Genomic DNA, 12,745 nt, shown 5'->3' with positions numbered 1-12,745 from the left:
ATATAAGACGTCACGCTGCCATACTCAATACATATTCCCACAATTTCGTATTTTTGTTCTTTCTCTCTATATATGGCTTAACTGGTATTATTGACGGAGAAGTATACCCTTCTTCTCCTACAAAGCACACTTTCTTTTTAAATGGAAGCTGATTAAATTCTTTTATACATTGATCAGAATGTGTATACATCATCACAAGTAGATTATCCCAGTTTATGCGCTCTACACGTTTATACCATGCTGTTTCTCCTTCTTCAATGCTATGACAATGATTCATATGTAATTTTATATCCCCTAGATAAAATACTGGATAATCAAATTTTTCTACTGGATTAACTTCTGTATTACAATATATTAGTGGTTCTTTTATATATCCTCGTAAATCATGTAACAACCGTAAATAATCATCATTCTCTATATACATATTTATAAATGGCGACTGGAACCTCATACACAAATAATTATACGTAACTCCAGCCCAACAATTATTTGATATGATAGAAACCGGATTTTTATCAATTGAGTATATTTTTTAAATGAAAAATTTTCCAAAAATAGTGCCTTGGATGATATTATTTTCTCTTTATCTATTCCTAATGAAACTGCTACAGTATAAATATCATAATATGCATTGTTTGCAGCTACTATAACATAATCAAAGTCTACTGCTCTCAACTTAGCCTTTGGTATAAATTTTATGCCATCAACAAATGAATAATAATTATCATCTGATGTTAATCTAACAATACTTATATCGCCTATTGTTTCCATATATTTCAAGCTACTCAAACATGCATTATAACCTTTCCCGGTCCCCCATATCAAAATTTTATACACCACTATGTCTCCTTGAGTTAGCATCCCTTTTTATATTCTTGAATAGTCTTATTAATTTCCATTTCCAATCTATCACCAAATATTTTCATACTAAAAATTTTGTCATACACCTCTCTAGCTGCCTGTCGCATATTATCCAGTTCATTAATATTCTGTATAACATACCTCATTTTTTCTGATAACTTAGTTGCATCATCAGAAGGAATAACAAATCCATTTACTCCGTCTAACATATAATCTGCAATACCTGTTGCATCCGTTGTAATACATATTTTACTATGCATCATCCCCTCTATAACAGCAATTGAAAGTGTCTCTTCACGCGATGGGCATACCACAACATCAATTTTTCCAAACGTTTTCCTCAAAGCAATACGATCTAGTTCACCTGTAAAGATGACTTCCGGCAATCGTATCGCTTTATCCTTGATTGCAGTTGAATATTTATTTTTATAACAAGCTCCTATTATTAAGAACCTAGCTTTTCCCCTAATATCAACAGAAAGGCTCTCAATTGCCTCCAAAAAAATATCTTGCGCCTTTCTCTCTTCTATACCACCAATTACAGCAAATACACACGGTTTATCCACAGTACTTCCATAAACATAATTAGATTCATCTGGTATTCCTAATGGCAATATCGAGTCTATACAATTAGGATAATATTTTTCAAACGCATCAGCTGCCCACTTTGAAACAGCAGATACACGCGCTTTAAAAAAACTCCTTGGGCTATCATATTCGGAAAAAATTGTTCGATTACTATCATATACACCTGCATATTTTTTACCATTTTCATGTATCCACCATAAAGTCGGTATATAGTTGCATAGCTCACAAGCTATACGAATATTCGGAAAGGTGTTTATTATAGCAATATCATAATCAATAAATTGTTTATATTTTTCTCTTTCAAGAAATTTCAACGATTTATTGATCTTTACATCAACACCATGCTGCAGAAGATTTTCTTTTATACTCTCATTGCACGATAATGTTAATAATGTAACATCATATCCTCTAAAAGACAATTCCTTCGCAACATGGCATATTGCCATTGAACTGCCATCATATCCTACAGATATTGCTATTAACAATATTCTTAATCTGCCAGATTCTTTTTTTACTTTAGAAACAAAAACTTCCGTTTCATCTCCCGACAAATACGCATAATACGCTTCCCAGCACATTATCTTATCGTTCGGAATACCAAGTCTTAATAACTGTTCTCTCATTTCTACGTAACTTACACTCATTATGACTATAGTATCCCATTCTTTTCCACTTATTTCTTCCGGTAAATATACAGGCTTATCCTCAAACGACCGTATAGCATCAGCCCTGTTATCAACAAACCCAACAATCGTATCGTATTTGTTACACTCTTCAATATAACCTTTACGATTTAGGTAAAAGTTACCAATACCAAATATTAACAGTTTCATATATTTATCCCTAAACATAGTTTTTAATCAAAAATCTAACTAAAATGATTGCTATACATTCAGTATATTAAATAATATTCCCACCATTTCTATAAAGAAAAATCCCTTTTCTTTATAAAATTTAAAAGATAAACAGTCTATCAATTGGTATTATATCAACATCAGATATTTTTTTAATTTCACTTGCAATATTATCATAATCATATAACACAGTTACAATCACAACATCCACTTTAGGTAAGTTTTCCTGCAAAGTATATAATGGTATGCCATCTGCCTTTCTTTCTATCTGCCGATCTATGACATATTTCACATCAAAACCTTTTTTTTGTAACTGAAATACCAAATGCTTACCTAACATTCCATAACCATAAACAGCAACGCTATCATATCCCGCTTTTTTCAAATAAGTTAAAGGTGTATCACTTTTCTCTAACATGCCAACCCAAAGATCTAACACACGCCAATAACTACGATATCTATCAAGTGAATGCCTAAGTGATAAATTTTCCTCAAACAAAAAAGCATTGTTAGTAACATCTCGAACATCTAAATCATTTACATTTAAGCGTTCAACATCTTTCTTTGCTTGAAGAAATGCTTCTAGAAATCCATAACCAAACTTTTCATCTGGTTCTAGATACATCCCCTCTCCCCATTCGTTCCAAGCATTTATAAAAACAAAGGGGGAATCATTTTTTTCCGCTTTCAAAAGTAATTTTTTTATTCCTTCATAAAAAACATATGGGCTACGATAACGAATAACTGAGCCACCATGTCCACGCCGTGGTGTATCATCATAACCTACAAATCCGCCGAGAGAAGCATTTACAGGGACATCTTTTTGTATAAGCTTACCCCAAACTTCTTGATAATCAAGGCTCTTCATAACATTGTCTTTATTGTTATATTTTTCTGGAAATAAACGTATAATAGTATCTGCCGGTTCATGTATATTCAATCCCTTAAGACCATATTCACTCACATCCTGAACCATCGAACCTATAGTATATAATCCTGGAAAACCATCTTTTCTAGCCAAATCATCCCATCTTTCAACCATTTGCCTCAAACATGGGATATTATCTGGTCTATGAAACATAAAAACTGGCATTTCATTATATTTTATATAGCGCTTGTCATGAAAGAATTTTGCCAAGTAGTTATAATGATCATCCCAATCGCGCTCATCACCATATTCCTGTTTTAACAATACGCCATCATTATCATTTAAATTTGGTAAGTTTTTTTCATATTTCTCTGACCAAGAATTACCATCACCAGTTGAAATTTTACTCCAAGAACGAACCCATGATTCATTGGCCCATGAAAAGCAAAACGGCATATCGATATCCTTCCAGTCCAAAAGATTTTCAGCAGGCTGTTCTAGGATTTTTCTTCCGTCCTTGAAATAGTAATGATAAAAACACATTCCATCTATTTTATATTTCTTCATCAACTGAGACTGCCAGTGCATAGTTTTCTTGTCCAACAAATCATAATAATATTCATTTAACGGAACCCGAGGCTGCTCATGTTCATCAAACATTTTTTCAGCACTTTTTACAGCTATCCACTCGGTAAAGCCTTCTCCCCACCATTCATCGTTTTCTTTTACCCTATGAAATTGTGGCAGATACATAGCAATAACTCTCATTTATTACCTCACCTGTTCTGCGTGAAAAACTCTATATTTCTGTAACAAAGCTTCAACTGAGATAAATTTATCATCCAATTCCTTATGCTCATCTGCAACATAATAACGGTTGACGCCATGTGAAAATACGAAATGATATGCCTTATTTAGGAGCAATCCCTCCCACTCTTCATAACACGGCATATCTGTATTAGGCAATGTAGACTCCATCACAATACACCAAGGTCTATAGCTATCAAAATCTGCCCCTAGAAGGACTTCTTTTTCTGCACCTTCAACATCAACTTTCAGAAAATGAATGGGTTGATTATCTCCAATGTATTTTTTACAAATATCCCGTAAGGTATATACGTCTATGGTAATGCTCTGCTTGTTATATGCATCAACACCATATTCTTTTAATGTACTGCCTTCCCCAGTTGTCATTCCCTGCAAGTATAATGTCATCTGTGAATTTTCTTTGCCAATACCTGCGCAAACAACAATATCCCGTGGTCGTTCTATTGGATATAATTCTGCCAATTCAGGAATAGGCTCAATATTTATTCCAGACCCACCATGATCATAAATCAATTTTGTTACCGAAGATGTCCACGGATCATTAGCTCCAACATCGATATAGAAAATGTCTTTATTATCGTGAAAGATATTGTACAATATTACATCTTCCATATCATCCAAATGTGAATATGAAACTATCGTTTCTCTTTTGTTATATTTCCAAAGATCCGTCGCATCAAATATAGAATATCTTTTAACTCCAACATCATGTAGTTGTTTTACAATGGCTGCTTGATATTTATCACCACAAACTACAAATACATGATAATTTTCCTTTTTGTTCAAAAAATCATCAATACCAATCACCGGAATGCCATCTATGTTTGTACCCCATTTCCCAGGATTATTATCTATAAAATAACAAACGTTTTTATTTTTTGATTTAAAAAAATTCAGCGCTTGCTTTCCTATTTTCCCAGCTCCAAATAAAGCAATAGATTCCATGCTACAAATCGCCCTCCTCTCATCAAAGACAAATATATACATTTTGTAATCATTACCTACTGTACATCATTCAAGTACTTTATAACTAAAAAAAGGTATACCCTTACCATAAATTTTAGTATGCATTTTTCTATTTCACAATGGCCAAGCTCAAATAATCAGCAATAGGGAATTTATGAAGTATTATTCCATTCTTGTCTTCATAATCATTAATCGCCCGTTTCACACCTGGCAAATCCGGATTAAAATAATCATGCACTAATATTACTCCCCCAGGAACCATTTGTGGATAGAAAAATTCTAGTCCTGCTAATATTGGTGCATATAAATCTGTGTCAAGATTTACGAAACAAAATTTATCTACAACATTCACTGCACTATCAGGAAAATATCCAACATGAAATTCGCACTGCTGAATATACAGCATACGGTTCTTTACAATATCTATATTTGTTGATAAAAAACAATTCTTTGTATTAAACACACTTTTATTGAAAGCATCATCACTAAAATTACGTTCAGCTTCTAAATCTTTTTCAGAGAATCCTTCAAATGTATCAAAAAGATAAAGCTTTCTATCTGAAAAATACTTATTTATGTAGTAAGCAAATTCACCTCTATTCACTCCACATTCAGCTACATTGCCATTCATATTTATAGTTTTTACATATTCAGCAAAAGAAGCCAACCACACAACACGCCTATCGCTTTCTTCATCATAACGATTAATCGCCGAAAAAACTTTTGTCCTCAGCTCATTATTTTCAACTAAAAAAATGACCTTATCCATATCCACAGACAACCCCAGCAATTGATCTTTGATTGCTCTTCTGTCTTCAAAGTATTGATTAGAAACCACCAATAAATCATATTCTATTTCTTTCATTTTAGAAGGGGGCCACGCCTTTACTGAAGCATTGTTGTCAATATAACCCAAAAATTCATCATCACTATAATCTTGAATATACTTTCGTAATGTTTGGCCATTGCCACCCGCTCCCCACACTAAAATTTTCATTTTATATCACCTCTAAAAAAATACATTTACATTTAACATTCAATTTTAACAAACTACCATTTAATCTATCATATCTCTATAGCGAATCATATTCAACTCACCAACAAACTATAGAATATTGCTCAAATAATTATCAACTTCTTTATACACCATATCTACACTTATTGCTTCCATACATGCCGGCGTTTCCAGATAACGTGCACACTGATAAAAATTGCTCTCAACGCCACAGCAATTATGACAATCACCAGCTTTTATGTTAATATTAGTGGGATAACCAAAAGCTTTTATTGATGTTGGTCCAAATAAAACAACGCATTTTGTCCCCAATTGTGTCGCTATATGTACCAAACCTCCCTCAATATCTATATGCAAAAACGAATTAAGTAATACATACTTCACCAGCTCTAAGTTTTCCCCCAACAAATAATTGTCACAATTCGTTATTTTATCTGCTTCTACAACACCTAACTGTATAATTTTTAATCGTGGATATTTTTTCTTAATTTTATCAACAAGCTCAGAAAATCTGCCTAAAGGCCATTGTTTTGATATATTATTGCTACCTATTCCATTGCCAAAATTTATAGTTATATAATCGCTTAGATATTGCTGATCGAACTTCATCTTCCACTCTTCTCGTAATGGAATATCAACATGAGTATCGTTGATGGCTAAAACACTCTCGAAATAATCAGGAAAATGATATATCATTTTATTTGCATAATCTGCTCTTTCAAAAAAAATACGCAAGCGCTCATTCACCGCACAATCATCATTATATTTTTGAACAGATTTATATAATTTTTTCATTATATGAGCAAATTTGTTATCAAATGTTTTTATTTCTTCAAATTTAAAGGAGAAAAAATTCAATATAAACTGTATTGAAACAGCTATATGGTAACTATCATAGCAAGAATAAAATGTCCCTTTACTCGGTGTAATAATTGCATTTATTCCATCATTTTGATCATAAAAGATTGATGCCATATCGTTACTACAATATATATCTATATTCAAATATGTTGAAAAACATTGCAACTGCTTTATAAATCTCTTAGAAATAATAACATCACCAATTCCACTTGGTACTTGAACTGCCACCGATATACCTTTTCTTTCAAATGCTAATATCTCTCCCCCACTTTTCATATTTTTAACATATAACGAATCTATTTCTTTCCTTTTACCAACAAAAACGATCTTATCTTGCGGTACATTAAATTTACTTAAATCATCTATTATTTTATTGTTATATGTCGGATTTTTCATTGCAATAATAATGTAATCAAATTTCATTTTCGTTACTTCTTTTAAACTAAAAACCGGAACTACTAAATTATTTATATTAGCAGCATTTTTATCCACAAAGCCAATAACTCTACAATAATTTGTGATTTTTATTTGTTTTAAATATTCTATACCTGTATTTCCAGCTCCGTATATTAAAACATCCGACTTCGCTCTAATTTTCTCGAACGGGAATAAAAACGTATACTCTTGCATTGCAAAATCACTCTCAATAAAACACGCCACAAACTCTATTTTTTATATTATATATCAAAACTTTGAGCATATACACATTTACGGCAAAGTAAGTCTCCTTCATTTTTATTTTCTTCTATAACCTTGCCCATTGTTATACCTCTTAAAACCTCTTCATAATCTTGGCTTTTTAAATTTCCTAATACACGTTTCATACCAAAATCCATACAACACAGTAACAAATCTCCATTAGGCAACAATACATTATGATTCATATTTAATGCTCGTGTACAATAAATATTATTTTCATTTGCCACTACAGACTGTAATTCATCTCCTTCCAAATTTCCAGCTCTATCAATCAATTGCCAGGAAATAGGGAAGCGATTCTCAATCAATTTTACAACATCTGGATTAGGTTCTGCTTGACAATTAGCCATGTCAACAAATGGCATACCATCCTTTTTTTTCTTCAAAATTACATATTGCAGTATTTCAAAATATTCTTTCGTTAATGGTATATTAGCATATTTCTTTACATCCGGTATATGTAAAACCACAAACTTAAAAGGGATATCTTCAATTTGTTTAAAGCCTTCCAATGTTAATCCAACCAAAGTAGTAAACAGTCGAATATCTCGTCCCTTTTCATAAGCATATTTGATCATTTCAACACCATCATGTGCTAAAAACGGCTCAACAAACCCCGAAAAATCTATTATACAATCCTCTGGTGTTTTATCTACATAGTATTTAAAATCATCTATACTCATTTCCTTTTTACAATCACGATTTAGTTTATTATATGTTCTCAAAAACAATTCCTGTGGACAAAAATGACAATTAACACTACACCCAATCCGTGGAGTTATTTCAATAACTGGACGAAAAAACGTCTCATCAAAAAGTTCTTCTGCATATTTAGGTAATTTAATATATGAATTTACCCCTCTACTATTCATTTCATCTTCTAATATTTTTTGTGCCGATGGCTTTATTGCTAATAAATAAACGTATTTTTGTCTTCTATTTACCAATTCATCTATTGTATGTACTCGAATTCCGAACATTTTATCACGATTATATTTTATATTTGTTACGCCGATTGCTGCTATCGGAATATTATTATTTCTCAACATCTGACATATCTTCATTCCGTACATACCAGCTCCATATACAACTATACTATAGTCTTGTTTCATATAATTATTAACAGCACTGATATATTCACTTTTAATATTATCTAAAACTGCTTTTTTCTGACTATATGATTCCCGCACTAATATCCCCCATCTCTACCATCAATCAACTGTCTTTTTTCTAATCGATTTGCTAAACCACGATAAATTTCCCCAATGAATCCAGAATGTTTTTTTATTAACACGAGACTCTTCATTCAAATAATCACGCCCCTGAAATATTGCTGGATATATATTCATTCCTTCAAAGCACTGGAATTTATCGCTTGTCTTATACCCCAATTTTCTCAATACTTCATACTGATGAGAATTACAACTGCGTCTATCTATATTTCCATCACTATTACGAAAATGTAACGAATTATAATAGTCTCTAAATTTGCGAATAATTTCGCACCCAGGCTTAGCACCAAATCCCGAACCTAAATTTAACGTTAAACTTGAATCCACACAACCAAAGCAATCTTGATATAGTAATTCATCTAATGATCTCTTTAATTCGATATCTGTATCTAAATATATTCCCCCATATTTATATAAAACATCTAAACGCAAATAGTCAGGAACATATCCATACAATTTTGACTCATATGCTTCTCTTAGGTATGTAATTTTATTCATGTCATAGTTTTTTTCATTCCATTCTACAATTTCGAAATCTGGACAGTATTTTTTCCAATTACTAATATTATCGACAACTTCCTTAGGTTTCTCCCCACCGACCCAAACATAATGGATTTTTTTTGGTATTACCGGATAAGTATAGTCTTTGACGATTCTCGAGTAGTCAGAATTTATAAATACATTATGTGCCAACTCTGCGTAGGAATAAACCTCTATCCTGTGATAAAAATCACATTTTTCTAGCTGCTTGTAGATTTCATTGTGAGAAAAAGCCGTAATAATAATGACTGTATTATCAGTCATTCTACTAGCAACATCATCTATAGAATAAATATTTATTTGTGCGCTATCTAACTTTAATACCGAGCCATGTTTTTTATTATCAATATATCCGATCATATTGGAGAATAAGCCCTTATCCAGCATGAATTTCCCCATTCTTTCTCCTTGAATTCCCGCACCAAAGAGGAATACCCGTTTATCCTTTAAGTGCTCAAAAAAAGCATCTAATCCATGCCACTGTATATTATCCATTATTCCCTCACTAAACACGTTATAATTGTTAATAACATGAATCAATTTTCCACATCTAAACAGATAATTTGATCAAAACATTTTCAAATCTATCAAAAAAAAAAAACAATTAAACAACAAACCATACCGCTTTGTCTTGCATATTTAAATTTCTTTTTTGCTGATAAAATATTCATATTTACCTTCATATTATAAAAAAACTATTTACCTACATCATCTAAACAGTTTTACTCTCCATACTCCTGTTAAAAAGCCATAAAACTGTAATAATTACCAACTCTTATTTAGTGCCTTTTACCAATCACCATTTTTCTGCTAGAAGACATTTTGAAAAGTCTTAAATAACATAGTTCCCAGCAATGTCACTCTGCTTATACTATCCCTTCAGCGTTTCCTCAATAATATCTACAATTTGCTTAGATGCTTGTCCATCTTCCTTTAGTTCGGTAATTTTCCACAATTTTTGCAATGCTTTTTTATAACCTTCCAGTTCAAAGCTATTCATTCGCCTACACAGTTCATCCATATTTTCTGCATAAGGAAACGGCAGCCCCTCTAAATTCCAACTAAGTTGTCCCCGCTCCTTGATATACTCTTTTAAATCATAGACATATAAAAAAACCGGCAGGTTCATAAACGCCGCATCAAAAGCCAACGCAGAATAGTCTGTCAGCAGGAAATCTGCTGCGCCCAAAGTCTCGCACATGTCTTCCTCACGGCTGGCATCTATTATGGTTCCTGTTTTGTCTGTCAATCCTAACGATATATGACGGGCCGTCAGCTGCGGATGAAGCCGCAGAACAATTACCCAGTTGACGCCGAAGCGCTTTTCCAAAGCTTCCTTCAACATTCTGAAATCTGGCATCTTATTTTGCATAGCCGGATCGCGCTCTGTCCCCTGACTCCCGCTTCGGAATGTCGGCGCGTACATTGCAATCTTTGTATCTTTAGCTAAACCATATTTTTCGCGAAATTTGCGCCGGATATTGTCTCTATCATTAATCAGTGCATCCACCCGAGCTGAGCCGGTACGTATCATTTCTCCATGATACAGCATTCCGAGCGCTGCATGTTCTTCCACCCAGGCAGAGTTAGTGACAAACAAATCAATCATACGCGAATCATGTTCTGTTACCATTCGGGCAATCTTCGAGAATGACGCCCCACGCTCAAGGCCTATCGGCTTTATGGCAATGCTTGCATGCCAGGTTTGCAAATAGAACTGCCCTGGCCTTTTCCGGCATTCGAGCTGTTTGCGGCTATTATCCACCCAGACAGCCGCCGTTGAAAGTTCATAGGCACGATTTTTAAGTGTATTCTTTACCTTGCGAATGCCGGCTGAAAATTCCTTGCTCATATCATCGACAAGCCAGACAAGATCTAAATCCTGCCGGCGGCGCAACAGTTCCAAGGCAATGTATTTCGGATTGCAGGAAAAGCCGGTTGTTCCTTCAATGGTGGTAAAAACTATCTTCTTGGGATCGATGGGATACTTGCGGCAATAATAAAATTCCCGCGCCTGCTTCCTTCCCTGTCGCAAGCGGCGACGTATATATCTGTCCTCTTTTGATAGCTTCAAAATCCTTCGTCCTCTCTTCCTACAATATAATAAATATATTCGACTTCCAGCCTTTTTCTCCTTCTTTTGTATTCATCGCCTCCTATCTCATCTCAGCAGGAAACGCTTATGTATACTTTCTGTTTTATAGAATTTATGTTTGCCTTATGATATAATATATATAAGAACATAAGTTTTATAAAAACATTACTCTTGCAACACTTCCTGCATTTTTCTATAATTAAGAAAGAAGGTGTCTAAAACGTTATCACAAGACGCGTTGCGCCGACAACGAAACCTGGCACGCATCCAGCGCTTCAAATTGTTGGATGATACCTTTTTCAACAGTTGTTTCGACGGGTATCCAAAAGGAATGGAATTGCTTCTGCGTATCATCAAGGTACGTAATGATTTAAAGATTGTAGATATGGTGACCCAAAATACCGTTCCCAATCTTTACGGGCGTGAAGTTCGTTTTGATGTATTTGCCAAAGACAACGAGGGAGTCGCCTACGATTTTGAAGTACAACGAAGCGATACTGGAGCTGTGCCTCTTCGAGCCCGTTATAACAGCAGTTTACTTGATGCTATGGAGGTACAGAAAAATACCCATTGGAAAGATTTGCCAAAAACCTGCGTAATATTCATTACCGAACACGATATTTTAAAGGGCGCTAAACCAATCTACCATATTCACCGAACCATTCACGAGATGGAACATTCTATGTTCCATGATGGTGCTGATATCATCTACGTAAATACCGCGTGCCAATCCATCGATTATCCACTCGGCCGGTTAATGCATGATTTTCACTGTACCAATGCCGACGATATGTACTATCCTGAATTGGCAGAACGAGTCCGTTTCTACAAGACCAATGATAAAGGGGTGACTAAGATGTGTGAAATCATGAACGAAGTATTAAACGAGGGACTTGCCGAGGGACGCATAGACGGGTTACTGACGGCAGTCCGCAATTTGATGGCGGCTCAGCATCTAAGTGCCCAAGAAGCCATGAACATCCTTAACATTCCTAACGAACTGCGTGAAATTCTCCTCTCAAAGTTGTAAAGTTCTTTAGACTACGCAGTAAATGATTCAAATGAAAGCCGTGGAGACACCTTATCTCCACGGCTTTCATCTATTATATATGCTTTGAGCTAATCGTAATGGTCAAGCAACATTGTAACACTTAGTGATATTTTTTCATACTTCCCCTTGCGTAACGTAAGGGGTTAGTCCACCGTTATAAGAATATGTCCGCTTACGGTTGTATTTTCCATAAATGAACTGGTAAACACCATATTTTAGCTTCTCTACAGTCTTGAATTTCCGCAAATAGAAATACTCATGTTTCAATGATTACACTTTAACGTTTT

General features: G+C 34.1%; 12 protein-coding genes. 1 reads left to right on the top strand and 11 read right to left on the bottom strand.

Translation table 11 applies throughout. The features are described 5' to 3' along the window. Positions 1 to 10 precede the first annotated feature (10 nt). From T504_RS0112555 to T504_RS0112510, 10 genes are all read right to left on the bottom strand, one after another. The gene (locus T504_RS0112555) at positions 11 to 496 is read right to left on the bottom strand and encodes a DUF1919 domain-containing protein (RefSeq protein WP_304412688.1); all 486 of its coding nucleotides are present in this window, start codon (positions 494 to 496) and stop codon (positions 11 to 13) included. Continuing rightward, positions 448 to 837, bottom strand: a complete 390-nt coding sequence (locus T504_RS0112550; RefSeq protein ID WP_033171373.1) for a hypothetical protein — start codon at positions 835 to 837, stop codon at positions 448 to 450. Before T504_RS0112550 ends, T504_RS0112555 begins: the two co-directional genes overlap by 49 nt. Before the next feature lie 17 nt (positions 838 to 854). After that, positions 855 to 2,282, bottom strand: a complete 1,428-nt coding sequence (locus T504_RS0112545; protein WP_033171372.1) for a glycosyltransferase family 4 protein — start codon at positions 2,280 to 2,282, stop codon at positions 855 to 857. A gap of 121 nt (positions 2,283 to 2,403) precedes the next feature. Further along, a complete protein-coding gene (locus T504_RS0112540; RefSeq protein ID WP_051635387.1) occupies positions 2,404 to 3,939 on the bottom strand; it encodes a glycoside hydrolase family 99-like domain-containing protein in 1,536 nt (511 codons plus the stop codon). Positions 3,940 to 3,942: 3 nt separating this feature from the next. Continuing rightward, complete coding sequence (locus tag T504_RS14035) at positions 3,943 to 4,944, bottom strand: FkbM family methyltransferase (RefSeq protein ID WP_051635386.1); 1,002 nt, start codon at positions 4,942 to 4,944, stop codon at positions 3,943 to 3,945. Positions 4,945 to 5,074: 130 nt separating this feature from the next. After that, a complete protein-coding gene (locus T504_RS0112530; protein ID WP_033171371.1) occupies positions 5,075 to 5,962 on the bottom strand; it encodes a TylF/MycF/NovP-related O-methyltransferase in 888 nt (295 codons plus the stop codon). A gap of 108 nt (positions 5,963 to 6,070) precedes the next feature. Beyond that, positions 6,071 to 7,471: a glycosyltransferase family 9 protein gene (locus T504_RS0112525; protein ID WP_033171370.1), complete on the bottom strand. Its 1,401-nt coding sequence runs from the start codon at positions 7,469 to 7,471 to the stop codon at positions 6,071 to 6,073. A 47-nt stretch (positions 7,472 to 7,518) separates the two neighbouring features. Next, complete coding sequence (locus T504_RS0112520; protein WP_033171369.1) at positions 7,519 to 8,730, bottom strand: radical SAM/SPASM domain-containing protein; 1,212 nt, start codon at positions 8,728 to 8,730, stop codon at positions 7,519 to 7,521. Positions 8,731 to 8,751: 21 nt separating this feature from the next. Then, positions 8,752 to 9,807, bottom strand: coding sequence for a glycosyltransferase family 32 protein (locus T504_RS14030; RefSeq protein ID WP_051635385.1), 1,056 nt, complete (start codon positions 9,805 to 9,807; stop codon positions 8,752 to 8,754). 376 nt (positions 9,808 to 10,183) lie between these two features. Beyond that, entirely contained in the window at positions 10,184 to 11,386 is a 1,203-nt protein-coding gene (locus T504_RS0112510) for a CDP-glycerol glycerophosphotransferase family protein (protein ID WP_033171368.1), read from the bottom strand. Between the two features lie 232 nt (positions 11,387 to 11,618). Here T504_RS0112510 and T504_RS0112505 point away from each other — a divergent pair, with 232 nt between their 5' ends. Continuing rightward, the gene (locus T504_RS0112505) at positions 11,619 to 12,437 is read left to right on the top strand and encodes an Rpn family recombination-promoting nuclease/putative transposase (RefSeq protein WP_231473918.1); all 819 of its coding nucleotides are present in this window, start codon (positions 11,619 to 11,621) and stop codon (positions 12,435 to 12,437) included. Positions 12,438 to 12,572: 135 nt separating this feature from the next. Here T504_RS0112505 and T504_RS15125 read toward each other — a convergent pair whose 3' ends face one another. After that, the gene (locus T504_RS15125; protein WP_156033551.1) at positions 12,573 to 12,725 is read right to left on the bottom strand and encodes an IS3 family transposase; all 153 of its coding nucleotides are present in this window, start codon (positions 12,723 to 12,725) and stop codon (positions 12,573 to 12,575) included. Between the last annotated feature and the right edge of the window lie 20 nt (positions 12,726 to 12,745).

This window comes from Selenomonas sp. ND2010 (assembly GCF_000702005.1).
Classification (GTDB): domain Bacteria; phylum Bacillota; class Negativicutes; order Selenomonadales; family Selenomonadaceae; genus Selenomonas_A.
This window is presented reverse-complemented; position numbering and strand designations above follow the sequence as displayed.

Coding starts and splice junctions, on each gene's coding strand:
- T504_RS0112545 (WP_033171372.1), bottom strand. CDS start 2,282: ATGAAACTGTTAATATTTGGTATTGGTAACTTTTACCTAAATCGTAAA.
- T504_RS0112540 (WP_051635387.1), bottom strand. CDS start 3,939: ATGAGAGTTATTGCTATGTATCTGCCACAATTTCATAGGGTAAAAGAA.
- T504_RS14035 (WP_051635386.1), bottom strand. CDS start 4,944: ATGGAATCTATTGCTTTATTTGGAGCTGGGAAAATAGGAAAGCAAGCG.
- T504_RS0112530 (WP_033171371.1), bottom strand. CDS start 5,962: ATGAAAATTTTAGTGTGGGGAGCGGGTGGCAATGGCCAAACATTACGA.
- T504_RS0112525 (WP_033171370.1), bottom strand. CDS start 7,471: ATGCAAGAGTATACGTTTTTATTCCCGTTCGAGAAAATTAGAGCGAAG.
- T504_RS14030 (WP_051635385.1), bottom strand. CDS start 9,807: ATGGATAATATACAGTGGCATGGATTAGATGCTTTTTTTGAGCACTTA.